The 25,881-nt window shown below is 50.4% G+C and carries 21 protein-coding genes and 4 pseudogenes; 8 read left to right on the top strand and 17 right to left on the bottom strand.

Annotated elements, in window-relative coordinates; genetic code table 11:
• The coding region (locus JMF85_RS08880; protein ID WP_236595792.1) for an HlyD family secretion protein at positions 1-784 on the bottom strand (784 nt) is incomplete at its 3' end.
• A gap of 527 nt (positions 785-1,311) precedes the next feature.
• On the opposite strand from JMF85_RS08880, the gene allC reads away from it, so the two are divergent.
• The 4 genes from allC to JMF85_RS08860 are packed head-to-tail and all read left to right on the top strand — an operon-like array spanning position 1,312 to position 6,007.
• Complete coding sequence (gene allC, locus JMF85_RS08875; protein WP_127608177.1) at positions 1,312-2,598, top strand: allantoate deiminase; 1,287 nt, start codon at positions 1,312-1,314, stop codon at positions 2,596-2,598.
• Positions 2,595-3,839: a pyridoxal-phosphate-dependent aminotransferase family protein gene (locus JMF85_RS08870; RefSeq protein ID WP_127608178.1), complete on the top strand. Its 1,245-nt coding sequence runs from the start codon at positions 2,595-2,597 to the stop codon at positions 3,837-3,839. Before allC ends, JMF85_RS08870 begins: the two co-directional genes overlap by 4 nt.
• Before the next feature lie 4 nt (positions 3,840-3,843).
• On the top strand, positions 3,844-5,427 hold the full coding sequence (gene ggt, locus JMF85_RS08865) for a gamma-glutamyltransferase (RefSeq protein WP_397375970.1): 1,584 nt from the start codon (positions 3,844-3,846) through the stop codon (positions 5,425-5,427).
• A gap of 31 nt (positions 5,428-5,458) precedes the next feature.
• Positions 5,459-6,007 carry a chromate transporter gene (locus tag JMF85_RS08860; RefSeq protein WP_127608180.1) on the top strand — a complete coding sequence of 183 codons (549 nt, stop codon included), beginning with the start codon at positions 5,459-5,461 and terminating at the stop codon, positions 6,005-6,007.
• A gap of 305 nt (positions 6,008-6,312) precedes the next feature.
• Here JMF85_RS08860 and JMF85_RS28005 read toward each other — a convergent pair.
• Positions 6,313-6,665: pseudogene (locus JMF85_RS28005) on the bottom strand (hypothetical protein); the annotation flags it as partial.
• Between the two features lie 58 nt (positions 6,666-6,723).
• Positions 6,724-8,064, bottom strand: coding sequence for a C4-dicarboxylate transporter DctA (gene dctA, locus JMF85_RS08850; RefSeq protein ID WP_127608181.1), 1,341 nt, complete (start codon positions 8,062-8,064; stop codon positions 6,724-6,726).
• A gap of 195 nt (positions 8,065-8,259) precedes the next feature.
• On the opposite strand from dctA, the gene JMF85_RS08845 reads away from it, so the two are divergent.
• Positions 8,260-9,930: a PucR family transcriptional regulator gene (locus tag JMF85_RS08845; RefSeq protein ID WP_308645020.1), complete on the top strand. Its 1,671-nt coding sequence runs from the start codon at positions 8,260-8,262 to the stop codon at positions 9,928-9,930.
• A 33-nt stretch (positions 9,931-9,963) separates the two neighbouring features.
• Positions 9,964-10,146: pseudogene (locus JMF85_RS08840) on the top strand (IS3 family transposase); the annotation flags it as partial.
• On the opposite strand, the gene JMF85_RS08835 reads toward JMF85_RS08840, so the two are convergent.
• Positions 10,147-10,632 (bottom strand): YiaA/YiaB family inner membrane protein, encoded by a 486-nt coding sequence (locus JMF85_RS08835; RefSeq protein ID WP_201318070.1) that lies wholly within the window; start codon positions 10,630-10,632, stop codon positions 10,147-10,149. It abuts the pseudogene before it with no gap.
• Between the two features lie 134 nt (positions 10,633-10,766).
• Between JMF85_RS08835 and JMF85_RS08830 the strand changes: the two are divergent.
• Positions 10,767-10,976: pseudogene (locus JMF85_RS08830) on the top strand (IS110 family RNA-guided transposase); the annotation flags it as partial.
• A 498-nt stretch (positions 10,977-11,474) separates the two neighbouring features.
• Here the strand turns inward: JMF85_RS08830 and JMF85_RS08825 are convergent.
• The 8 genes and pseudogenes from JMF85_RS08825 to JMF85_RS08790 form a co-directional block, all read right to left on the bottom strand.
• Positions 11,475-12,671: an enolase C-terminal domain-like protein gene (locus tag JMF85_RS08825; protein WP_127608184.1), complete on the bottom strand. Its 1,197-nt coding sequence runs from the start codon at positions 12,669-12,671 to the stop codon at positions 11,475-11,477.
• A gap of 26 nt (positions 12,672-12,697) precedes the next feature.
• Positions 12,698-13,540, bottom strand: coding sequence for a carbohydrate ABC transporter permease (locus tag JMF85_RS08820; RefSeq protein WP_127608185.1), 843 nt, complete (start codon positions 13,538-13,540; stop codon positions 12,698-12,700).
• Positions 13,527-14,408 (bottom strand): carbohydrate ABC transporter permease, encoded by an 882-nt coding sequence (locus JMF85_RS08815; RefSeq protein WP_127608186.1) that lies wholly within the window; start codon positions 14,406-14,408, stop codon positions 13,527-13,529. The genes JMF85_RS08820 and JMF85_RS08815 overlap by 14 nt, the downstream gene beginning before the upstream one ends.
• Before the next feature lie 88 nt (positions 14,409-14,496).
• A complete protein-coding gene (locus tag JMF85_RS08810) occupies positions 14,497-15,822 on the bottom strand; it encodes an ABC transporter substrate-binding protein (RefSeq protein WP_127608187.1) in 1,326 nt (441 codons plus the stop codon).
• A 138-nt stretch (positions 15,823-15,960) separates the two neighbouring features.
• Positions 15,961-16,704, bottom strand: a complete 744-nt coding sequence (locus JMF85_RS08805; RefSeq protein WP_236595790.1) for a FadR/GntR family transcriptional regulator — start codon at positions 16,702-16,704, stop codon at positions 15,961-15,963.
• Between the two features lie 68 nt (positions 16,705-16,772).
• Positions 16,773-16,880: pseudogene (locus JMF85_RS08800) on the bottom strand (helix-turn-helix domain-containing protein); the annotation flags it as partial.
• A 237-nt stretch (positions 16,881-17,117) separates the two neighbouring features.
• Complete coding sequence (locus tag JMF85_RS08795; RefSeq protein WP_201318069.1) at positions 17,118-17,948, bottom strand: TrmH family RNA methyltransferase; 831 nt, start codon at positions 17,946-17,948, stop codon at positions 17,118-17,120.
• 12 nt (positions 17,949-17,960) lie between these two features.
• On the bottom strand, positions 17,961-18,620 hold the full coding sequence (locus tag JMF85_RS08790) for a potassium channel family protein (protein ID WP_127608189.1): 660 nt from the start codon (positions 18,618-18,620) through the stop codon (positions 17,961-17,963).
• 173 nt (positions 18,621-18,793) lie between these two features.
• On the opposite strand from JMF85_RS08790, the gene sspI reads away from it, so the two are divergent.
• Positions 18,794-18,997, top strand: coding sequence for a small acid-soluble spore protein SspI (sspI, locus tag JMF85_RS08785; protein WP_054796194.1), 204 nt, complete (start codon positions 18,794-18,796; stop codon positions 18,995-18,997).
• Between the two features lie 72 nt (positions 18,998-19,069).
• On the opposite strand, the gene JMF85_RS08780 is transcribed toward sspI, so the two are convergent.
• From JMF85_RS08780 to JMF85_RS08760, 5 genes are all read right to left on the bottom strand, one after another.
• Positions 19,070-20,137, bottom strand: coding sequence for a LacI family DNA-binding transcriptional regulator (locus tag JMF85_RS08780; protein WP_141335812.1), 1,068 nt, complete (start codon positions 20,135-20,137; stop codon positions 19,070-19,072).
• Between the two features lie 253 nt (positions 20,138-20,390).
• Entirely contained in the window at positions 20,391-21,974 is a 1,584-nt protein-coding gene (locus tag JMF85_RS08775) for a peptide chain release factor 3 (RefSeq protein ID WP_127608190.1), read from the bottom strand.
• 45 nt (positions 21,975-22,019) lie between these two features.
• Positions 22,020-23,093 carry a metallophosphoesterase family protein gene (locus tag JMF85_RS08770; RefSeq protein WP_236595788.1) on the bottom strand — a complete coding sequence of 358 codons (1,074 nt, stop codon included), beginning with the start codon at positions 23,091-23,093 and terminating at the stop codon, positions 22,020-22,022.
• A gap of 229 nt (positions 23,094-23,322) precedes the next feature.
• A complete protein-coding gene (gene zwf / locus JMF85_RS08765; RefSeq protein WP_127608191.1) occupies positions 23,323-24,843 on the bottom strand; it encodes a glucose-6-phosphate dehydrogenase in 1,521 nt (506 codons plus the stop codon).
• An 89-nt stretch (positions 24,844-24,932) separates the two neighbouring features.
• Complete coding sequence (locus tag JMF85_RS08760) at positions 24,933-25,706, bottom strand: YwmB family TATA-box binding protein (protein ID WP_155615402.1); 774 nt, start codon at positions 25,704-25,706, stop codon at positions 24,933-24,935.
• Positions 25,707-25,881 lie beyond the last annotated feature (175 nt).

The raw sequence follows: 25,881 nt of genomic DNA, 5'->3' as shown, positions 1-25,881 counted from the left end.
ATTGCTCTTCACCAAGAGCAGAGCCCTCAATAACGGCTGCTTGATTCATAAAGATTTGAGATATTTGTGCTTCCTTAACATCGGATATGATCTCTATTTGTGAAAGATCCGCTAAGGTCAGCAGCTCCCTGCCCCTTTCTACAATTTGACCCTCCTGTACTGTCAAATCTATAACGGTTCCACTCCTATTGGATACAACCTGCATATTCAAAAGATCCTTTTCCAGTTGTTCCTGTTGAAGTTGAATCTCTTTTACTTTCGCGTCGTACTTAGTTCTGTCTATCAGGCTTGGTCCTTGTTGTATTAAGGCAAGATTATTTGGGGCGGCATTTAAAGCAGATTGGGCCAGCTTCATTTCATCTTCTTTTTGCTGTAATTGCGTGTTAAGTGCTGTACCTGTATCATAATCATTCCTCAATTTATTCCATTCCCTTGTTATCATAGCTAATTTTATTTCTCCCTGATGAATGCTCTCTTCTAGTAGTTTCACTTCCTCCGGCTTTGGTCCTTCCTGCATTTTATTCCAATCAGCCTGCACTTGCTCGAGCTGAAGTTCGAGCTGCTGCAGCTTGAACTGGGTATCGGAAGGATCAATCTCTGCAAGCACTTGCTTCTCTCTTACTTTATCCCCGGCCTTTATGTATACATGAAGCAGTTTTCCATTTGTCTGGGCATAAAACTTACGCTCATCTTTCGGCTTCACCTTGCCGGTTGCCTGGACGTATTGGACCAGATCTGCCTGTGTAACGGATATTACTTTCACTTCCTCTCCTTTACTAAACATGTACAAGACTCCGCTAGCCGAAATTAACAGGACGGCCAGCAGCACGGCCCAAACCATCCGAATCGCCGTCATCCGCTTCCTCTAATGACAAGGGGATGCCTTTATCATAAAACGAATTCTCGAATCCGGATTATTTTATCCCATAATTTGATACAAACCGTATGAGAAAGATACGTGAAAAAAGCCTGATAAAATCAGGCTTTTTTTGCATAGTTATTGAGAGTTTTAGGCCTGCAAAACTAACTTATCCCTCTCAATCGCATCATGATTGCGAAATCCTCCAAGTGCTCAACAATGGGTTATGCAGAATCTACTTCTAGCTTGCTTCCACTTCTCTTTTCCCGAATTAGGATATTATAGCTAAAAATAAATATCATTATTAGATATATTGAACAATGACTTTCCTTTGACCCAACCCTTATAATTTGGATAAAAAATACGAGATGTAACGAAACATTACACCAAACTAAAGATCAGGCCGGCAAACGCGTGTGGCGCTGTGCCAAGGGTCACTGGGAGGAACCGTTATGGAGGGTAAAGTCACATTCTCGCTGCATGACAAATGCGAAATCATAGAAAGCATTACTGAAGAAATCGAAGAATTCATGCTCTGGATGGGTTCTTTTGGAAAGCAGGAAGAAGGGGGCGTCACGCGCCTGTTGTACTCGGAAGCTTGGCGGGATGCCCAGCTTGCTTTAGCTGCTGCAATGGAACAAGCAGGTTTGGAGGCTTCCTTCGATTGGGTAGGCAATCTGTTTGGAAAACTGCCGGGAACGGAAACGAACAAGACGTCGATTATGACGGGCTCGCATGTGGATACTGTCAAAAACGGCGGGATGTACGATGGCACCTTCGGTATTGCGGCAGGCGTGATTGCCCTGAAATTTTTGAAGCAACATTTCGGCATGCCGAAGCGGAGTCTGGAGGTCGTTTCCTTGTGCGAAGAAGAAGGGAGCCGGTTTCCGATGACCTACTGGGGCTCGGGGAGCATTACGGGCCGCAGACATGTTGAAGAAATCGCCTTATTGACCGATGAGAACGGCATTTCTTTTCGCGAAGCGATGGAAGCTGCAGGCTTCGGTTCCGGTACGTTACGGGACAGCCGCCGTCAAGATATCGGCGCGTTTATTGAACTTCATGTGGAGCAAGGCATCGTTCTGGAAAGAAAGAACTTGAATATCGGGATTGTCGAGGCCATTGTGGGACAAAGACGCTACACGATCGAAGTAACGGGAGAAGCGAACCATGCCGGGACTACGCCTATGATGTGGAGAAAGGATGCTTTGGGCGGAGCTAGCGGGATGACTCAATATTTGCTGAATGCCGCAAGGGAACAGGGAGCGCCTTTGGTGGCGACGGTAGGCCGGTTTGAGGTCAAGCCCAATGTTGCGAATGTGATACCGGAGAAGGTCATTTTTACAGTAGATGTACGGCATCCGGATGCCACCGTTTTAGAAACGTTTTGTCATCGGTTTTTAACGGAATTCAGAAAAATTGCTGAAGAGCAGGAGCTTCATGTCCAAACCCATTTATGGATGAATGCTTCGCCCGTAAACATGGACAAAGGGTTGTCTGCAAAGATTGAGCGGATTTGCAAAAGCCATGATATTTCTCACCTTAGCATGGCCAGTGGCGCAGGACACGATGCTCAAATGTTTCAACACATCTGTCCGTCGGCCCTTATTTTTGTTCCAAGCCATTTGGGGATCAGCCATTCCCCACAAGAATACACGTCTCCCGCAGATTTGGCCGTCGGCACCGCCGTGTTGATCGAATTATTATATCTGCTGGGCTATAAGGAGGAGGAAATATGAAAATGTATAAGGATTTGTCCCCGTCCCTGCGTACGATCATGACACCCGGTCCTGTGGAAGTGGACCCCAGGGTTCTCAGAGCAATGTCCTTTCCGATCCTGGGCCAATTTGATCCTGAATTCACCGATTTAATGAACGAGACGATGGGGATGCTTCGTCAGGTGTTTCAAACCTCCAATCAGTGGGCATATCCCGTTGACGGGACCTCCCGCTCGGGAATTGAAGCGGCATTAACCAGTTTAATTGAACCCGGGGATAAAGTGCTTATACCGATTTACGGACGATTCGGGTATTTGCTTATGGAAATTGCCGAGCGCTGCGGCGCGGAAATAGCGACTCTGGAAACGGAATGGGGAAGCGTATTCGATCCGGAAGAAGTGATACGGGCCATTCACCGGGAAAAGCCGAAGCTCGTTGCGATCGTGCACGGTGAAACCTCTACGGGACGTATGCAGCCGCTTGCGGACATTGGTAAGGTGTGCAGGGAACTCGATATTTTGCTGGTCGTTGATGCTGTGGCCACGATTGGGGGAACACCGGTTGAGACCGACGCCTGGGGGCTTGATGTGGTCATCGGAGGAACGCAAAAATGTCTTTCCGTGCCTTCGGGCATGTCCCCGCTCACCTATAACAGCCGTGCGGAAGCGAAAATTTTACGAAGAAAAACAATCGAGAAAGGGTTACGCGATCCGATGTCCCAGACCCTTTCGGCAGGAACTGCGATTCGAAGCAATTATTTCGATTTGAGCCAGCTCCAGGATTATTGGAGCCCCGCCCGATTGAATCACCATACGGAAGCGACATCCATGCTTTACGCACTCAGGGAAGGGTTAAGAATTGTTTTGGAAGAAGGCCTGGAAGTTCGTTTTGCGAGACATGCACTAAACGAGAAGGCTTTAATGGCAGGAATTCAAAGCATGGGGCTGCAGCTGTACGGAGACCCGAAATGCAAATTGCCTATGGTTACCTGTATCCGGATTCCTGAAGGTATCGATGGCGAAGCGGTGAGAGCCATGCTGCTGGAGCAGTTCGGAATTGAAATTGCCAGCTCTTTCGGCCCGTTAAAGGGGAAAATATGGCGGATCGGTACGATGGGATTTAGCTGCAGAAAGAAAAATGTGCTGCATCTGCTCGGCGCTTTAGAGGCCGTCATGATCTGCTTCGGTGTGCCAATCCATGCAGCTGCAGGCGTTCAGGCGGCACTCCAGGTTTATCGGGAAGGAGAGGTTCCTGTTGAATAACATCATGCCGATGGGGCATCAAGGTATGGTCGCTTCCCCGCATTATATGGCCAGCACCGTCGGAAGCTTCGTCCTGCGCGAGGGAGGGAACGCTTTTGACGCTGCGGTTGCGGTTAGCGCAACCTTGGCCGTAGTCTATCCTCACATGACGGGAATCGGGGGCGATAGCTTTTTCTTAATGTATTCAGCGAAAGATCGAAAGGTCATCGGTCTTAACGGAAGCGGCCGTTCCGGCCGGGAGGTCTCTTCATCCCTGTTTAAGGATAAAGGGTTATCCCGTATTCCCGATCGCGGTGTTCTGAGCGCCATAACGGTACCCGGTATGGTCGATGCCTGGTGGGAGGCGTGGACCCGATTTGGCCGACTGCCTTGGGATAAGCTTATTGCCCCGGCTGTCCAATATGCCGAACAAGGCTTTCCGGTTTCCAGAGATCTGTATCGCTGGATGTGTAAAGACGAGCAATGGATCCGCGAGGATAAGACTCTGAAGGAAGTATTTATGGATGGAGGCCGATTAAAAAGCGAGGGTTCGCGTCTCGTTCAATCCGAATTGGCGGCGACCTTGCGTCTTCTGATGAAGGAAGGAAGGGATGCTTTTTATAAAGGGCCGTTCATGGAAGCTATGGTCCTGGCCATTCGGGCTGACGGGGGGCTTCTGACTGAAGAAGATTTCCTCTCCCATCGAAGCGATTGGGTCGAGCCGTTGTCGACAACGTACAAAGGCGACCGGATTTACCAAATGCCGCCGAACTCCCAAGGATTTTCACTGCTGCTCATGATGAATATATTGGAGCATTTTGACCTGGCAGGCATTCCGCGAGATTCGGCCGCATTTTATCACCTGATGGTGGAGGTCGTCAAAAAGGCATTTCAATATCGGGATCGTTACTTGACGGATCCGGATTTTGCGCATATTCCTGTAGACCAACTGTTGTCAAAAGATTTCGCAAGGCAATTAAGCGAGCAAATATCATTAACGCCCATGGAAGCCAGCCCTTTTCTATCTTCGCCCATGGGGCAGGATACCGCTTATGCCGCTGTCGTGGACGATGAGGGGAACGCGGTCTCTTTCATCCAAAGCTTATACTATGATTTCGGGTCGGCCTACGTTCCGGAGGGTACAGGTGTGATTTTGCAAAATAGAGGTTCATTTTTTTCGCTGGATGCAGAGCACCCCAACGCCTTGCTTCCGAACAAACGCACCTTTCATACGTTGATGCCGGGGATGGTGCTGCGCGGGGAAAAGCCATACTTATTACTTGGAACCCAGGGCGGCGAAGGGCAGCCGCAAACACAGTTATCCATATTGACCGGTGTTTTGGATTATGGCTGCACAATTCAAGAAGCGATCGCTTTGCCGCGTTGGGTGTATGGGCGGACTTGGGGTCAAGCGAGCGATTCGCTGAAAATGGAAAACCGGAATTTGCAATCGGCCGCGGAGAAGCTCATGCAGTGGGGGCATCGCGTGGAACTCGTGTCCGGTTGGGACGGTATAGTAGGCCAGGCCCAAGGAATCTGTATCGATACGAACGGGGTTATGTACGGCGCCGCCGATCCCCGAGGAGATGGTCTTGCCATCGGTTGGTAAAGTTCGGCAATGAAAGGAATGAAGGAGCAGGATGATCAAGACGCTGTTGGATTTATTTATCGCTTTTGGGAGATCGACTATGCTGGGGTATGGCGGAGGCCCGTCGATTATTCCCTTGTACCAGAATGAAGTGGTGAACCGGTTTGGCTGGATGGGAAACGAGGAATTCGGACAAGCGCTTGCATTCGGCAATGCGCTTCCGGGTCCTATCGCAACCAAGCTTGCGGCCTATATCGGATTCAAGGTTGCGGGATGGAGCGGTGCTGTTGTTGCGGTCGGAGCCGTCGTGCTGCCGACCGCACTGCTCATGGTTTTGCTCGTGAATGTGATGTATAAATTGCAGAGCAATATTTATATTAAGGGTATGATCAAAGGGATTCAACCGGTCATTTTTGTCATGTTGGCCATGTTGGCGTTTGATTTTGCGAAGTTTGCTTTTCAAAAAGGAAGCGGGATGTTTTCTTTTCTGCCTTTTTTGATTGCAGCCCTTTTTTTTATTTCGGTGCAATATTTGGGGCTGAACCCGATCTGGGGGATTGTGGCTTCTCTGGTCATCGGCGCTATTTTCATGCATGGATAGACTGCTGATGAGGCAGCTGCCTAACGCCTGGCGATGACCATAACGCGTATGATCCCCCCTGTTATCCCCTTGGAATGTATGCTCCATAGCAAGCGGAATCCACGATAGCGTTCTTCCACGACTTTATTGGGCCGGCTACCTTGGCAGCCCGTTTTCTGTAAAGAAAAATGACATGCAGCCGTTGCCGGCTTGCATGTCATTTTTCCGTTGTCCACCATTTTATGCCCGTTAGCCATACATGCAGCGCCGCACCTCAGATGATGAAAATGGTTAGAATCCGTCCATAATGCTACTACGGCTGGGAGAGGATCGATGGCTGACTTCATCCCTTTGTGCGACAGCAGTCGCTCGTCCTCGACGATCTGTTTGGCAAGATTCAGTTATTCGCTCACCGAGCCTTCATGGTCAGGCAGCAGCTTCTTCTCGAGCTTCGGATGCCGCTTGACCACAACGCGAAGCAGACGCTTTGCCGCATCCCGCCGTACGTCGAGCGGACTTTGTTCCGGCTGTGCCAGCCTGCGTGCGGGTTTCTTGTACGATACGTTCGTCTGATAGATGGTACAGGATTTGCAATAACTGCAAACGAAACAGCAGATCCGGCTCATTTACCGGTCTGCTGTAATACTTAACACAAGGATTGTTCTACCAGCTCGTGAATGAAACCAAAATCTTTCATGGGAGTTTTCATCCCCTCTTTTTTCACATGATATGCCGGGTCAGAACGCTTGCTTCTTAGTTGCATCGGCAAGGTTAGTTTCGCCGAGAGCATACGCAAGTCTGCCGTCAAGCACGTTTTCCGCCTGATGCTTATTAAGCAAGCCCTCCCAACGCGCAACGACGAAGGTGGCGACAGCATACCCAATAATATTGACTGTTGTCCGATAATTTCCCATGAATCGGTCAGGCGCAAGCATCAGGGCGACTGCGGCCATTGGTATGGAGCCTGTTGCCGCCGCGGTTGCTGACAGTGCAACAAATGCGGACCCCGGTATTCCGGCCATCCCCTTGGACGTTAACAGCAGAACTCCCAGAAGCACAAGCTGCTCGGCAATGCTCAAATGAGTGCCGGTCGCTTGGGCGAGAAAAACCAGTGCCAGCGATAAATAGATTGAGGCCCCGTCCAGATTGAACGAATATCCTGTAGGCACCACCAGTCCGACAACGGCGCGGTTGCAGCCGGCGTGCTCGAACTTATTCATCAGCTGCGGCATGACCGCTTCCGTCGAACCTGTTGCGAACGCGAGAAGAATCTCCTCGCGGACGTAGAGAATTAGTTTCCAGAGACTGAGACCAACGTATGCCCGCATGATGATGGCTAATATAATGAGAAAGGCAACACATGCGACGGTCATGGCAATAAACAGTTTACCGAATGAAAGGAGCGTGTTAATCCCGTACTGGCTGACCGCGAAGGCCAATGCGCCGAATGTCGCTAGCGCCGTAAGCTTCATGATATAGCCCATAATTTGAAACATGACTTTGTTGGCATGTTCAAGGAAATCGACCAGAACCTCCGACGTCCGTCCGCCAATATGGATGATTGCAAAGCCGCACAAACAAGATATTAGCAATACTTGCAATATCGAATTGTTTGCGAACGCTCCGATGGCGCTTTCCGGGATCATATTCAGGAAGAAATCCGTCGTGCTGGGAAGCTGCGAGCCCTTGGTCGCTTTGGTGACTGCATCCGTTGATAGGGTAGCGGTATTGACATTCATTCCTGCACCGGGATTCATCAAGTTTGCAACTACCATGCCTATGATCAGCGCGATGGTCGTTACGATTTCGAAGTAGAGGATCGTTTTTCCTCCCATTCTTCCGACCGCTTTTATGTCACCGACCTTGGCAATACCAACGACAACAACTCCAAAAACAAGCGGTGCAATGATCATTTTGATCAGTTTGATGAAGCCATCGCCTAGCGGCTTCAGGGCAATGCCAATGGTCGGCCAAAAATAGCCCACTAAAATACCCGCGACGATCGATGCAATAATCTGAAAAAATAGTCCTTTGTAAAAGGGCCTCTTTAATATCTCAGTTTGCGTTTGCGAATTCATACTCTCTTTCTCTCCTTCCAACCATTTAACGTGACCTTATATCACATATATTGTTTGTTTATATAACAGATTATAATGAATTTATTTGACTTATTCATCATACAGAATAAACAAAATTAAAATTCCCTTTGTTCATATTGCACAAAATCCGCCCTATGTGATATATTTTTGTTAAATTATATTACGCATAATGTAATGAAGGAGAGGTTGTCCATGATATTAGCGGATCTTCTGAAAATTCCCTGCTTGTCCACATCCAGAGTAATCGCCGGGGAAGAAGGGTTGAACCGCATCGTCTATTCTGTCAACATGATGGACGCTCCGGATATTATCGACTTTTTAAAACCTCAGGAGCTGCTGCTAACCACGGCATATGTCATAAAGGATCGTCCGGAAGCACTGGAATCTCTGGTCTCCAATATGGCCAATGTCGGCTGCGCCGGACTCATGATCAAGACGAAGCGCTTTTTACCGGCAATCCCTATTCGTGTTGTAGAAGTCGCCAATAAGCTGAACTTTCCCATCATTGAGCTTCCTCTGGATTTTTCTCTTGGAGAAATTATGAACCAGTCGCTCAGCTATATTCTCGAAAAAAGTGCCGACGAGCTGCGATACGCTTTAGAAAGCCACAGACATTTCACCAGTATCGTGCTGGAGGGAAAAAGCATTCCGGAGATTGTGCAAGAGCTCTCCAAGTTGCTGGATTCCCCTACACTGCTGTTAAATCATAAACTGGAGCTCATTTCTTCATCCCGACATTTTCAAAGCGCACCTTATATGGCGTTGCTGCCCGTCATCCAGCATGCATTAACGGCCTTGCCGGCCACCCGCTCCACCCAATCTTTGTCCTTGGTGGCGGATGCCGATTCACCATGCCGAAACGTAGCCGTTCACCCTATTCAAACCTATCAGCCTCAAGGATTCCTGATTTCGTTCATTGACAATCCGCCAACCAATAAACATCCCTTAATGGCAATGGAGCAAGCGGCCAACGTGATCAGCTTCGAAATGCTGAAACAGCAGGCGGTAAAGGAACGCTCAAGAAGGTACAAGAATGAATTTTTTTCGGATTTGGTGGAAGGGTTCGTAACCTCCGAACAGGAAGTGATTCATCGGGGAAAAAGATACGGTCTAAACGAACACAGCACCTCTTTGTGTATCGCAGCCAAAAAAGACGCGCCGGCGGAATCAAACGGCATAAACCCCGCTTCGCTTGAAGACAGCAGATTTACGGAGCGCGAGGAACTCTATCAATTAATTAAAAAAGGATTTACGGATCATGGAACGCCCTTTGTCATTTTCACGAAAAACGACCTGTTTGTTGTCATCCTTTCCTATAATCCGAATGAGCCTTATCTTCAAGAAACGGAAATGGAACTGGCGGAGCTATTAAAAAAGATTGCCGATGAGATCTATAAGAGGACTCAGATTGCCGTCTCCTTCGGAGTTGGTAATCCCGTGCAAAAGCTCTTGGATATTTCCGTCACCTACAAAGAAGCGTTCGATGCCCTGCAAACCGGATATCTCAGTAAGAAAAGGATGTTTGTCCAATTCAATCACATTAAAGAATTGGCGGATTTATTACGAATGGTTCCCATAGGAGAGTTGAAGAAATTTTACTTGGACACCTTTCAAGATCTGAAAGGACTGGAGGAAAAAGAACGAAAAGAACTGATGAGAACACTGATGGTCTTTTATGAGAATCATTGCCAAATCGCTGAAACCGCCAAACAGCTTTTTGTTCATCGAAATACCGTTATCTACCGATTGGACAAGTGCGAGCAATTAACAGGACGGAGTTTGCGCACCCCAAGCGATAGTCTTCGCTTCCGGGTCGCTTATCTGATTGAACCTCTACTCCATTAGCTTGATAGAGAAGAACGTTCTCTTTTGCGTTGTATCGAAAGGTTTCTTAACATCTTAAAATCCGAATTCTTATACACACAGGAATTTGAGAGTATTGAACCATTCAAAGTGGAACTAGAAAAATACATCAACTACTATAATCACAAACGAAGTAAGACAAAACTAAAAGGCATGAGCCCAGTACAGTACCGAACTCATGCCTTAAAGGCAGCTTAACTATATCGTGTCTTGAGGATTACGATTAAACTCCAGGTCCCCAAGGATCTCTTTGTCCTCAACGTTGTCGCGGATAACTTTCTGCACACCGATAGCGCTGTACGAGATAAGGAGAACCACGGCAATGTAGTATCCTTTGACGTTCAATTCAAAGGGCGCATTATATAGTCCAATAAAGAACATTGCATAGCCAATCAATAAACCGATATATGACATGCCAGTAAAGGCTGTCGTATTACGCATTTTATGCTTTGGGTTATCTTGCTGCAAAAATTTGTCTTCTGCGTTGTCTCGGGCAACCTTCTGCACCACAATACAGGCCATCGTTATGAGAACCACACAAAGGATATAGTACCCTTTGACATTAAGCTGCCAATCCGCGTTATAAACCCCAATTGCAAATAAAAACAATCCTGCTGCAAAAGCGAAGTAAGATACAGCTGTAAAAGCAGGTGTATTCCTTCTTTGATATTTTTGATGATTCATATGCGTTTATCCTCCATAGCAACCATTTTTGGTTAATACTTGAACTACTTATAATTTAAATAATTTACCAATATCCTACAAGTACTATCTTTTTTTAGTACCACACTAAGGCTCAGGACAAGCAAAATCAACTCATTGAAAACACTTGCTCTTTGCATTTGGTTGTCGGTGTAGATATTGCCCAGGAGGCTCACGTTGCTCGTTCGGTCAGCTATTGGGGAATTGCACTGGGATCGCCGCTGGAGTTCGGCAACCATGACGAGGGCTTTCAACTGTTCGGTCGTTGGATTCAAGATCTGCTCAAGTCTTACAAGTTGACCAAAGTCATCGTCGGCATGGAACCTCCCCACCTATCGGGATATGTTGCGCAAAATGGACCCGTTCCGTTAGAAAAACCGACCTCCACCCCTTAGTTAGATGTGACGAAGCATGTAAGGGCATAGACCCGTTGAGACATGGGAGCGAGAATCGCTAGGGCTACGTGGAGACGTGCACAATATGGAACAACTTGGGTGTTGGACACCACACCTTTGTTCTCGCATGCCCTTTCTACGGATCTAGCCACCGGCTCCTCCGTGTGACTCTCTTCTCTCATCTTACACAGGGTGAAATCCTGCGAATTCATGAGTCTCAGTGAGGAAACTGAATCATATTGAGGGAGCGTAATAAACTGGAGTTTGAAATTGACGTGAGAAAATAAATTTCATGCCGATGTTATTAGGAATCCCGGGAGGCCACAAGCATCAATTCAAAAAAAAAAAAACAGACCATTGGCATGGTCTGCGTGATAGCATTAACGGGTATCACCGTTTAAGCATTGAATCCACTCAAGTCTAATCGAGTCACGGACGTGCCGATGTCCCGTCCGGCAAACGGGCCAACGTCCATTTTGGAAGTACGTTCGTACACGGATACTTCTTTGCTTTTTCTTCATCGATATCGATGCCGAGTCCTGGAAGGTCATTCGGATATACATATCCGTCTTTTTCTACGGGGCATCCGGAGAATACTTCGTAAACTTCTTCCTTGAATCCGTTCCACTCCTGAATACCGAAATTGATGCTGCTTATGTCCAAATGCACGTTTGCGGCATGACCTACCGGAGAAACATCTCCCGGCCCGTGCCACGCAGTGCGGATGCCGAAAGCCTCTGCCATGGACGTCATTTTTTTAGCCGGAGTTATTCCGCCTACTTGGCTAACGTGCACACGGATAAAGTCAATCAAGCGATTGGACATAAGCGGAAGCCATTCATTCGGATTGTTAAACAGTTCCCCCATGGCGATTGGAGTCACCGTATGCTGACGAATCGTGCGATACCATTCGATTTGTTCCGGCGGCAGCGCGTCCTCCAGATAAAACAGCCGGAATGGTTCCATCTGCTTAGCGAACGCGACCGCGTCTATAGGAGACAGCCGTTCATGAACATCGTGCAAAAATTCGATTTCCCAGCCAAGCTTGCCACGCAAGTGCTCGAACAATTCGACGATCCCTCTCATATAAGCCTTCGGATCGTAATAAACGCCGTCCAATGCGTTCTCAGGTTTGATAATTTTTTGGTCCCGACCGCCATATAGCCCCATCTGACAGCGCACATAACGGACGCCCTGTTCCATATAAGACCTTACATTTTCTTCTACCTCTTCTTTGCACGATCCGTCAGCATGCTTGTATATTGCAGCGCCTTCGCGGCATTTGCCGCCAAGCAGCTGATACACCGGTAAACCGGCAATTTTCCCTTTTATATCCCATAACGCCATATCGACGCCCGAAAGAGCATTGTTAAACTCCGGACCATTGCGCCAATAGCCGCTTACCATCGCAGTCTGCCAAATATCCTCGATACGGTGTACGTCTTTTCCGATTAGAAAAGGCTTTAAGTAATCCTCGATAGCTGAGGCAACAGTCAAATATCTTTGGGTAAACGTAGCGCATCCCAAGCCATACAAGCCGGGTTCCGACGTTTCGACTTTGACCACCACCAGGTTGATTCCCTCCGGGGCAGTCAGTATCGTTTTCACATCGCGTATAGTAATCATCTTCGCTGCTCCTATCCGAACATACTCTATTGTTTTACGGCTCCTGCCGTCAGACTGCTGATAAAATACTTTTGCAGGAAAATAAACAGGATGATTAGGGGCAAGCTTGATACAATGGAAGCCGCCATCAAATCGTTCCACACAATCTTATAAAACCCGTTCAATTGACCGATGCCGATCGGCAAAGTTTTCATCTTCTCTGAGGTCGTCAAAATAAACGCAAACATGTATTCGTTCCAACCTACGATGAATGAGTAAATCGCCGTAGCCGCCAAGCCGGGTAACGACAAGGGAAGAATAATCTGCACAAACGTGCGGACCCGGCCGCATCCGTCGATTGTCGCCGCCTCATCCAGCTCCTTAGGTATCCCTTGAAAAAAGCCAAGCATTAACCATGTGCAGAACGGGACTGAAAATGAGATGTACACCAAAATCAAACCCCAATGGGTGTCTACCAGACCAAGCGTTTTCAAAACCTTATAGAACGGAATCAGCAGCATGATAGACGGAAACATTTGCGTAACGAGCAAAAAGGTCAGGAACGCCCCCTTCCCGCGGAATTGAAAGCGAGATGCCCCGTATCCTGCCAGTGCGGAGAATACTAGGGAGATTCCGGTAGAAACCAGCACAACGATAATACTATTGTAGAAATAAGTACCGAACGGATAATCCTTCCAAATTCGAGAGAAAGCTTCAAAAGTGATGTGTTCCGGGATCCATCTGGGCGGAGTAACCATAACTTCATCCATCGGCTTGAGTGCTGTCGACAGCATCCACAACGTCGGAACCAATACGCATAAGGAAGCAATTGCCAATATTAGATACATGAGCAGGTTGAACAAGCGTCCGTTTCCATTAGTCGTTGTCATTGCCGAACAGCCTCCTGTATAAAAATCCGATTAAGAAGCACACAAAGAACACGATTACTGCCATTGCCGCAGCTTTGCCAAAATCGAAGAACTGGAAGGCTTGCTTGAAAATATCGATGCTGACAACGTTTGTGGCGTCCCCCGGGCCCCCCTCCGTCAGCAGCCAAATCATGGTGAAGTGTTTGAACCACCAGACGGTATCAAGGATCAGTGTGACCACGAGCACCGGAAGCAGACCGGGCAGCGTGACGTAACGGAACGACTGAACCCGATTACAGCCATCGATCTTGGCCGCTTCATACGTGTCCTGCGATATCGACTGAAGCCCGGCGAGGACCATCATCATAACCATCGGGTAACCCTTCCATACGCAAACGATGACGATCGCGATAAAAGCGTAAGATGCGTCACCCAACCAGGAAACCGGACTATCAATCACATGAAGACGCATCAGGATATCGTTGAAGAGGCCGTACATCGGGTTGAACAACCACTTCCACAACAATCCGACTACTACTTCCGGGAGCAGCCAAGGGAGGATTAGAATTGTCCGAAAAATTGTTATGCCCGGCAACTTCATATTCAGTATGAGCCCAAGCACAAGTCCGATCGCGAAGTGACCGATAACGGTAAACAACGTATATTTCAACGTGACTACAATATTTCCGACAAACTGAATGTTTGAAAAAATGCTTACATAATTGTTCAGTGCAACAAAGTCCCATTTGTTGACCAAATTGGTATTAAAAAAGCTAATGTATGCGCCATACAGTAGAGGATACGTAACCAACAACAAGAGCGTAATGGCAGCCGGCAAAATGAAACCATATGCGGCCCACCACTCTTTTTTGACGATTGCGTTCTTCACTGTCCCCCCTCCTTTCTTTTCATGATGCCGCCAGCTTTCTGAAGAAGGAACTCCCTTCTTCAGAAAGCCATCGGTGTAATTTGTATGCTTACTTGCCTTCTTTTGCAATCAATTCATTTGCACGCGCAGCCGCTTTTTTCATGGCTTCGTCAGCCGTTACTTTCGAATTCGAAGCCAAGAGGACTTGATAAGATTCGGCTACGATATCATAGAATTGCGAATACGTAGAAATGGTCGGTGCATGATAAGCGTACTGCAGCGCTTTTACGAATCCGGCCTTATCCGGAGCGCTCAGCGACGGGCTTGATGCCAATTGGGCTTTAGTCGGCAGCGGGCCGGTTGCTTCAGTGAATTTCAGTGCATTTTCATTGTTAAGGAGATACTTCAGGTAATCTGCAGCCACTTCCTTGTTTTTGCTTGTTGCCGAAATGGAATATCCCAGCAGCCCGAATGTTGCAGAGTGCTTTTCTTTCATCGGTATAGGAGCGCTGTACAGTTTTCCTTTCATATCCGGATTTTGCGAGATGATGGTGCCGAGAGCATTCGGTCCGCTGATCAGCATGGCCGCTTTACCGGAGGCGAGCATGCTGGCCGCTTCCGGGAAGCCGGTTTCCGTTACGCCCGGAGGAACCACACCGTATTTATTGTTCAGATCGGTATAAAATTGCAGGGCATCCTTAGCTTTCGCAGTGTCCAAATCAGTTACCCATTTGCCGTTCGCATCTTTGCGGACTTCTTCCGCGCCGAAAGAGCGAAGCACAGGCAGGAAGCGGGTTCCTCCAGATGTATTGCGGGTACCGATCATAGCGAAGCCCCATTGATCCGGTTTGCCGTCGCCGTTAGTATCCTTTGTAAGCTTTTGAGCCGCAGCGAGAAAATCGTCCCAAGTTTCCGGAGCCTTCAGCCCTTCCTTCTCGAACAAGTCCCCCCGATAAATCAATGCTTGAGGCGTCGAGGTCCAAGGAATGAACTGCAGCTTGCCGTCTATGCTGGATTCCTCAATGACATTCGGATAAAATTCCTTCAGATAATCCACCCCGAGGAGCTTGCTCAAATCCTCCGTGGCATTCATTTGATAAACGTTGTACATAAATTCCGGCGTGTTTGTAAAGACGTCCGGCATTTGATTGGCAGCGGCAAGTACAGATATCTTTTTGTACATGTCGTTCATCGATACACCCATGAATTCAATTTTTACATTCGGGTGCTCTTTCATATAAGCTTCCGCTATTTGCTTCTCAATGTCTCCCCCGGGTTTTTCCGTTTGGACAGCGGACATAATGGTCAAAGTAGTTTGCTTAGATCCTGTTCCCGCCGCTCCCGAATCGGAATTCTCCGCTTTTGACGAACAACCGATCATGCTTGCGGTTAAGGCCAAGGTGAGAGTTGCTGTAGTAATGCTTTTCAATTTCATAGTTTACCCTCCAACTTGTTGTCATTTATTTGTTCAAAACGGGGTTGCCTTTATGTAGGAACAGGCAGCGGACCGCTTAAAACCAAATTCAGGTAAAGTCATAACACATATCATGTCATACAAGTATAAAGAAAAAAATCAAAAATGATTTTTTAATTGCGCGATTTTTCGGCGGTTCTCTTCCATCCCGATAGCGATCAGCTCTTTCGCTTTTCCTGCGTCTTTATTACGGATTGCTTCATACTGGGCAATATGCCCCTGCAGGCTTTCTTCGTTAACCCCAAAGACGCGATTTAACTCTTCGAGATAGTAATAGTACGCATCCTTAACTGCATTCATAAGTTTGAGGAACAACTCGTTTTTGGAAGCCCTTACAATTGCGAAGTGAAATTCCAGATCGCTCTGGGAATATTTTACAAAGTCATCTTTGTTCGCAATCATTTTCTGCAAGGCTTGACCGATTTGCTGAATATCCTTCTCCTCCGCCCTCTCAACGGCCAAATCAATACACTTGAACTCAATCGTCTCACGAAATTCCATCATGTCCAAAAATTCTTGTTCGCTTAAGTTCATGACAGGGATGAAGCTATTGAGAATGCTTTCATTTATGGAAGGAGACACAAAGGAGCCCTTTCCATGGTGCGTGGTAATGATACCGACAGCCCTTAGCTTTTGAATAGCGCTTCTGACACTAACGCGGCTGACATTAAACATTTGGCACAGTTCGTTTTCAGACGGTATCTTGTCGCCAGGCTTCCATTTTGCGGTGATAATGTTACTTTTGATCTGATCATAAACCTCATCTACCACATTTTGCTTTTCAATGGCCTTTATAATTATTATCCACCACCGATCTTGTAACTTGTGATACAAGTCTAACAAAAAATTCGAATTCGCACAATATGTATTTTCATGTTTGGTACTTCAGACCTATTAAAACCGTCCTGATTTTAAGTTCTTCTTAACGCCATTAGCGTTTCCGCTGAAGGTTTACTTTTCCCCTTTTCGATCTCACTTAAATTGCCTTGTGATATACCAAGCGAAGCAGCAAATTCAACTTGATTTAGTCTGTTTAGTTTTTCTTAGAACACAAATTTTATCCCCAATCATACAGCACCGTACCTTAATCGTATTTTCACTAATGATGACAAAAAATAGCCCGACAAATCAAGGTTTTTTGACTCATCGGGCTATCTTACTTATGACAAATCTACGTTCCAAACCCGTGACAAACAACGTTCCAAACGGTGACAAAGTGAATTACAACTCACAACAACAACAGAATAATCGTTCACTTACCCCAGCCGCTGCCGCATCGCCTCAAACAGCACAACCGTCGCCGCCATCGCAGCATTCAACGACTCGGCCCTTCCGGCCATCGGAATAAGCACGCGCTGCGACGCCAGCCGGTCGACTTCGGGCGACACGCCCTGGCCTTCGTTGCCGATCACGAACCAGGTCGGCGGCCGGAAGTCGCAGTCATAGAGCGGAACAGCGCCCGCCAGGCTCGTACTCGCCACTTGAATGCCGGCGGCCGCGGCTTGCGGCAGCCATTCCCCGAGATCGCCCTGCGCAATCGGAAGATGGAAGAGCGATCCCATCGTGGAGCGCACAGTTTTCGGATTGTACAAATCGACCGTGCCTTTGCCAAGCAATACGCCCGTTGCGCCGACAGCGTCCGCGCTGCGAATGATCGTCCCCAAGTTGCCGGGATCTTGAATGCCGTCGATGACGACAACGAGCCCGTCCGGCAAGCTGGCCTTCATCAAGTCCGCCGGCCGCCATGGCAGCTTGGGAACGACGGCGAATACAGGCTGCGGCGTCTGAGTGTCAGTGCACTTCGCCAGCACCTGTTCCGTCACGGGGACGCACTCGACTCCCGCCGCTTTCGCCTTCCGCAGGAGCGGCGAAACGACGTCGAACCTTTCCGCCGTATACACTAGCGTCTCCGGCATCGACTCGGAGCTCAAAGCCTCCTCCACCAAATGGAGCCCTTCGATCACGAAGCGGCCGATTTTATCCCGCCCTTTGCGGCTTAACAGTTCCGCCCACTGTTTCACACGCGGGTTTTGCGCCGAACGGATCGTGTCTGCCGCGGCAGCGTTTTGTTCATAATATGATGTCAATTCGAGCAACCTCTATTCCGCGAACGTCTTTTCAAAATGCTGCAGGTCTGTATTTTTGCCGACAATGACGAGTATGTCATTCGCTTGAATTAAATCTTCGGCATGCGGCGCAATATTCATTTTCTCTCCGGTTTTGATCGCCATGACGTTGCAGCCATATTTGGCCCGAATATCCAGCTGCCGCAAGCTGCGCCCGATCATCCTTCCCGAGGCCGCAATTTCAACAATGCTGTAATCTTCGGAAATTTCGATATGATCGATAATATTGGATGAAATCAGATGATGGGCCACGCGTTGTCCCATGTCCCGTTCAGGATAAATCACCTTGTCCGCCCCGACCTTGCGCAGTACCTTGCCTTGAAGCTCGGTTTGGGCCTTCACAATTAAGCGCGGGACCCCGATTTCCTTCACAATAATGGTTGTCAGAATGCTCGCCTGAATGTCTTGGCCGATCGCCACCACGACAACGTCGAAATTGCGCAAGCCCAAGGAACGGAGCGCTTCCTCGTCCGTCGAATCGGCCTGCACCACGTGAGTCACGAGGTTAGCGACCTCTTGTATACGCTGTTCGCTGCTGTCAATGGCCAATACTTCAAAACCAAGGTTGGATAACGTCACAGCTACGCTGGAACCGAAGCGTCCCATGCCGATAACAGCAAATTGTTTTTTCATGCGTTTCCGCCTCCACCGTGCGATTCTGAATCTAAACCTGAGCCTTACTTTCATTATAAATATAAATGCAAACCGAAGTCCAATCGTTCAACGTCCTGCTGAAAAAGGCATGAATCCGAACGATTCGGAGCATATTAATGAAAGTGAAATCGAACGAAAAGCGGAGGGCGGGCATGAATTTGAACTTGAGACAAGCCATCGTACAACGGATGCACGATAAATCGAACGAGGAGCTGATGGGGGTGATCGAGGATTCGATCGACGGGGAAGAACGCGTGCTCCCAGGCCTCGGAGTACTGTTTGAAATCATTTGGAAGAACAGCGAAACCGAAGTGCAAACCCAACTCATCTCAACGTTAAAAGAGCACTTGGCCTAGCCGGTTATAGCTCTTGCCGGGAATGGAAGCAGCCCGACTTTCGCCGTTGCGGCAAAGCCGGGCTTTATGCGTTTAGAACCGCGTTCCCTCAAGCCGGCACGAACGGCGGACGACAAGCCGGGTATCGAGCTTCACCCCGATTGGTTTCATCCGCACGTTATCGTCCGCGTTCAGGCGGCCGATCACTTGTTCGGCCGCGATCCGTCCCATTTCGAAGAAAGGAACGGCCACACTGGAGAGCGGAGGATCGGTCACGCGGGCTGCATCCGAATCGTCGTACCCGATAATCGCATAATCCCGTCCGGGCTGAAACCCATGCTCCCGCAGCCCTTGTATCAACCCGATCGCCATCCGGTCGTTGGAAGCGAATACCGCATCGATCCGCTCCATATGCGGCGCCATAGCCGAGGCGGCTTTGTACCCGCTTGTCCGGCTGTAATTGCCTTCGTAATACAAGCCGGCCGGCATCTCGGCAGGGATGTTCACATGCGCTTCCAGCAGGCCTGCTTCCTTCATCGCTCGAAGATACCCCAACCACCGGTCCCCGCTGTTCGAATACTGAACGGAGCCGTTCAAGAAGGCGATATGCCGGCAGTTCCCTGCAATCAAATGTCGAACCGCCTGATAGCTCCCCTCCACATGATCGGCATCCACCAAATTAAATTCGGCTCCCGGAAAATGCTGATTCACCACGCAATAAGGAAATCCGTTCTCGTGCAGCTTGGCAAGCTCCGCCCGTTCCTGCGCCGTATCCGTGGCGCCTAGCAGAATACAAGCATCCACCTTGTGCGATCGGAACAACCGGCTGTAATCGTTCTCCTCGCCGGGAGTGCGGAACATTAACAGCATGTCGTAGCCGGAGTTCCTCGCCTGCTCCCCGATGCCGCTAAGCACCTCGGCAAAATAATAAGTCGAAAAAATATGCACTTTGGGCACATACGGAAGCACGACGCCGATGTTCCCGCTGCGCCTTCTGGCGAAGTTTTGGGCAATCGCGTTCGGATGATAATTGAGCGTCTCGGCCGCTTCCAGTACGCGCTGCTTCGTCTTCTCCCTCATCGGTCCGACCCCGTTGAATACCCGGGAAACCGTTGCTTCCGAGACCCCCGCCAGTATGGCGACTTCTTTGCGGGTTACGATGTAGACCACCCCCGTTCTTTATCGCGCTACGCCAGTTGCGCTCATTATCTCTCGCGCGGCCCGCACTGTCAACCTCAATCGTCCGCTCAGGTCCCTCTTCACCGCTTGCCCTGCTACACTATCAATATGCTTGACAGTACGTTACGGCCGTCTGAGTCGGTCCTGCCCAGCCCCCCGGATAAACCAAAAAAACCTTTCGCCAACCGCTCTTAAAGCAGCGGGGGACGAAAGGTTTTGGCAGATACGCCGTCCCTTACGGGGCCGTCTCCAAAAACTTCAAATTCGGATTTTTCTCCATCGCCGTACGAAGCGCATACTCGTTCTCGAACAGCGCTACATAGTTGTCCTTCTTGTCCTTCACGAGCTGCGAATTGATCCGGAATTTGCCCGGATCGATATCGTCGCCGACGAGCCAGCGAGCAAACTGATACGTCATGCGAGAGAGCTGTACGTCAACCCCGTACTCGCCTTTCATCCGGTACTCGAACACCTCGAACTGGAGCTGCCCGACGACGCCGAGAATCAGATCCTCGAAGCCGATCGTTTTGAACACTTGAATCGTGCCTTCCTCCGTCAGCTGATCCACGCCTTTTTGGAACTGCTTGTGCTTCAAGGCGTTCTTGACCGTCACCTTCGAGAACAGCTCCGGCGAGAACGTCGGCAGCTCGTCGAACTCCAGTCCCGGGGTTTGGCTCAGCGTATCGCCGATGCGGAAGATGCCCGGGTCGAACAGCCCGATAATGTCGCCGGGGTACGCATCCTCGACGATATCGCGGTCCTGTGCGAGAAATTGCTGCGGCTGCGACAGCTTGATGTCTTTACCGACCCGCACGTGCTTGACGCTCATCCCGCGCTCGAATTTGCCTGAGCAAATGCGGAGGAAGGCGATCCGATCACGGTGCGCCGGGTTCATGTTCGCTTGAATTTTGAAAATGTAGCCCGAAAATTTCTCATTCAGCGGGTCGATCTCGCCTACGTTGCTTTTGCGCGATGTCGGTATCGGTGCAAGCTGCAGGAAGTTTTCCAGGAACGTCTGCACCCCGAAGTTGTTGATCGCGCTCCCGAAGAATACCGGGGTCAGTTCGCCGGTACGCACCTTCTCCATATCGAACTCGTCGCCCGCAACATCGAGCAGCTCCAAATCCTGCACGAGCTGCTCGTAGAAAAATTCGCCCGCAATCTCCTTCACGATCGGATCGTCGTAACCGCTGACAGGCTGAACCTGAATTTCACGGTGATCATCGCCCTGGAACAGCTCGACCTGCGTCAGCTTCCGGTCGTACACGCCGCTGAATTGTTTGCCCGAGCCAATCGGCCAGTTCATCGGATAAGAGCGAATGCCGAGCAGGTTCTCCAGCTCCTCGAGCAGCTCAAACGGATTGCGCCCTTCGCGGTCCATCTTGTTAATGAACGTAAAGATCGGAATGCCCCGCTTCCGGCACACCTGGAACAGCTTCTTCGTCTGGGCCTCGACCCCTTTGGCCGAGTCGATCAGCATGACCGCGCTGTCCGCCGCCGTCAGCGTCCGGTACGTGTCTTCGCTGAAGTCCTGGTGACCCGGCGTATCCAGAATGTTGACGCGATGACCCTCATAATCGAACTGCATCACGGACGAAGTGACGGAGATTCCGCGCTGCTTCTCGATCTCCATCCAGTCGCTTGTCGCGTGGCGGCTCGCTTTGCGCCCTTTGACCGTACCGGCCAGCCGAATCGCTCCCCCGAATAAGAGCAGCTTCTCGGTTAATGTCGTTTTCCCGGCATCCGGGTGAGAGATGATCGCGAACGTCCGGCGTTTGCGGACTTCCTCCGCTATTTTTCCTTGATTATCGGTACTCATGTCGAATGTAATTCCTTCCTCATTTCGCAAAGTTACAGATGTTTCTTACGCCTTCGTCAGCGGAACCGTCCAATCGGCTTCCTTCAGCCATTGCTTCCCGGTGAAATCCCGGCCGCGAAGCGTGACGCGATCCCGATACACTTGCACATACAAGCCTTGCGACTTCTCTTTATCCACGGTCTCGTATTTGCGGTTCATGACGCGGCCGACCGATGAATTATGAAAATAATGAAAGCTTTCCCTCACATAATGTTCAATAGTCCCTTGAAAATCCTGATGACTGTGCCCGCAGAATACGAATACGTTCTTATAAGGCTTCAATATTTCACGAAAACGATTCGCAGGAATCAGCTGATGCGTTTTGCCGTCGCGGCCTGCTGGCGGAAGCGGCTGATGCGTCATAATGAACACCGGCTTGCCGTCCTTGTGTGCGGCCAGACGCTCCTCCAGCCAGGCGAGCTGCTCCTCGGAATACCAAGCGCCCTCGCCGACCTCCGGTTTCTCCTGCACATACGTTTCCTGCGACAGCAGAATGACGTGATGTCCCTGCACCCACACGTCATGGTACGGCTTAGACAAGCCGAAGAACGCTTGAAACCGCTCGCGCGACTGCCAATCGGTTTTGCCGTTCGGCATCGTATCTTTATTAAATCGGCCGAATCGATCAATCCAAACGTCATAGTAATCGTGGTTGCCCATGTTAGCGTACAGAGGCGGCAGCTTGTACGCCGAGAGCAGCTTGCTTAGCCCCTTATACTCTTTCTCGCTGCCGTACTCGGTCAAGTCGCCCGTAAGCGCGATCGCGTCAACCGGCCCCCCGAGCTCCTGAATGTCTTCGAGCGCTTTCTTCAAATTCCGGATCGTATGCGGATCGGCTTCCGAAACATGCAAATCGCTCAGCACCATCAACGAAAACAGCGGCGCATTCGGATCGCCCCCCGCTTGCGGCTCCGGCTTGCCCGTTTGAGGGGCGTCCACCGAACCTTTCGCGGCTCCCGGCGCTCTGGACGCTTCTTGCGTGGCAACAACCTTCTGCAGCAGCTTGACGAGCCCAGCGAGCGCCGTCGCAATCAGAGCGAGCATGGCGAGCATCCACCCGATAAAAGCGCGTCTGGACACGCAGAACCCCCCTTACCTAACGTCAACACTTACTCTCCATCATAACATACTTCACGAAATGAAAAAAAGAGACTGCCCGGCGCGAAGCTTCCCCGCAGCCTGACAGCCTGTCCTTCGTTTATACTGTAGCAAAAATGTCCGCGCCGGCGTCTCCCGTACGAACCCCTATGTCCGGGTCCGGCGCTCCACCGGCCTCGGACAAGTTCATTTCCGTTGTGGCGCTGCTTGCTTAACGCTGTACGAATTCCCAAGCCACTTCGCCTTCGTCTTGACCGTTGACCGGCCACCAGCGGAAACCGTCTTCTTCGACCAGCTTCCGGCCGCGTTCCGGTCCCCATGTGCCGGCCGGGTACGACTGCAGGTCATCGGACCGTTCGCTCCATGCTTGCGCAATCTGGTCGACGTACTTCCAGGCGAGCGCCACTTCATCCCAACGAGTGAAGTAGGTGGAGTCTCCGCGGGCGGCGTCATGCAATAGACGCTCATACGCTTCCGGAGTATTCAAGCCGACTTGGCAGCTTTGGCAGAAGTCCATCGCCACCGGCACGATCGTGCCCTCCGAGCCCGGTTGTTTGGCGTTCATTTTGAAATAAATGCCTTCCATCGGGTTGACGCGGAACACGAGCAGGTTCGGCTCCAGCTTGTGCTTCTTGGCCAAATATACATTATTCGGCACATTCTTGAACTCGACCACAACTTCAGTCGTTTTCACGGGAAGCCGCTTGCCTGTACGAATGTAGAACGGCACGCCGGCCCATCGGAAATTATCCACGAACACGCGCGCGGCAAAATACGTTTCGGTGTTCGAATGCGGATTTACTTTGTCCTCCTCGCGGTAACCGGGGAGCGCCTGTCCTTTCAGCGTTCCCGCCGCATATTGACCGCGGACGGTATGGGCGCGCACCTCATCGGACGATTCAAATCCCCGCAAGCTGCGAAGTACCTTCACCTTCTCGTCCCGGATACTTTCCGGGTGCATCCGTCCCGGGGGCTCCATGGCCATGATCGCAAGCATTTGGAGCATATGATTCTGACCCATGTCGCGCAGTGCGCCGGAACGGTCGTAGTAACCGCCGCGCTCTTCCACCCCGACCGTTTCGCTCAGCGTAATTTGAATGTTGGCAATATATTTATTGTTCCACAGCGGCTCGAAGAACGCATTCGCGAACCGAACCACGTTGATATTCTGCACCATTTCTTTTCCGAGGTAGTGGTCAATGCGGTAAATATCCTTCTCATCGAACACTTGGCGGATTTCGGCGTTCAGCTTCTCGGCGGATTTCAAGTCGTAGCCGAACGGCTTCTCGATGACCAGCCGGTGCCAGCCGCCGGTTTCCTGCAGGCCGCCGGCCTTCAGGTTATGCGACACGCTGCCGAACAGTTCCGGCGACAGCGCCAGGTACGATAACCGGTTGCCGCCGATTTCGAATTTGGCGTCGAGCTTATCGGTCAGGCTGCGCAGCTCGCGAAACCCTTCCACGTTGTTGATGTCGAGCGACATGTATTCGAAATGCTCGGCGAAGGACTCCCACTGCTCGTCCTTCGTTACATTGTAGCGCGCGAACTCTTTGATCGAATCCAGCACGTCTTGACGGAATTCCGCATTGGAACGCGGACGGCGCGCGAGGCCGACGACGGCGAATTTATCGCCCAGCTTCCGCTCGCGGTATAAACTGTAGAAAGCCGGGAACAGCTTACGACGAGCCAAATCCCCAGTCGCTCCAAAAATTAAAAACACAGCATTCGTCATAATTTCCCTCATTCTTTCTCTTAGTATATAGGGTGGAAAAAACGCCTATCCTGCTTTTCCCTTTAGCATAACCAAAATGAGAACGAGTTTCAATACTCTGTCGTAATGACAGGTGTGCCGAGCGTCAGCCGCCAGTCGCCCGATTGCGAATCGCAGCGCAGGGCCGCCTGCAGATGAAGCTTCCGATCGCCGCTCCAGACGAATTCGTTCAGCTCCGGCGACGCGTACGAGACGCTGACCGTGCCTCTGTCCTCGTAACGCTCCTCCGCCTTCGCTGCCAGCTCCCGCTCCACCGTGCGGAGCGCGGCTTCCGCGCCTTGCGCGCTCGGGTCGGCAAGGCCGCCCTGCACCATTACGTTCCATGAGGCATCCCACTCCAGCCCCTCTACAGCGGCGTCCAATCGCTGCTGTAGAGCGACCGCTTCCGCGGCTCCGGCCGCAGGGAGCGTCTCACATTCCGTCTTCACGATCGCGTAAAACTCGCCGGCATTCAGCGAGGTAAGCAGCAGCGTCTGCTTGCAGCCGCCCGCTGCACCCTCCTGGCGGTATACGGCGTGCCCTTGCTGCTCTGTGAGGGCGGCGGCTGGAGTCATGCCAAGCCGTTCGCTCCACAATTGCCCGTCGGCGAGCAGATCGGCTTCGCCGGATACGGGGAGGTAAGCGCCTGTCTTTTTCATCGTCAGCTTGACGGTTGCTGCAGGATCCATGACTTGCTTCGCAGTCGTCAAGAGCTTGATAGTGTCGGCATAGGCCCCCGCCTTGCCCGCCGTCCCCGCTGCCGGCAGCGCCGCCTGCGTGCGCAGTACCGCCAAACATCCGATTGCCGCCAACGCCAGCAGAGCCATCATCCCGAACTTCCGCATCGCATATCCCGTCCTTTTGTTCCGAATCTATCAATCTATTGACCAGCATGGCCGGAATCCATAGATTGTATACCCCGCGCCCGCAAAAATAGGCAGTCGCCCCCGGGCATTCGTCTAGGACAGCGGTACAAAAGCCGCATAGTCTGAAGTGTAGGCTTCCAGCAAGCCATGACGG

Origin of the sequence: Paenibacillus sp. EPM92 (assembly GCF_016586185.1) — a bacterium.
Lineage (GTDB): Bacteria > Bacillota > Bacilli > Paenibacillales > NBRC-103111 > Paenibacillus_G > Paenibacillus_G validus.
The sequence above is the reverse complement of the archived record's forward strand: the minus strand, read 5'-3'. Positions and strand labels throughout refer to the sequence as shown.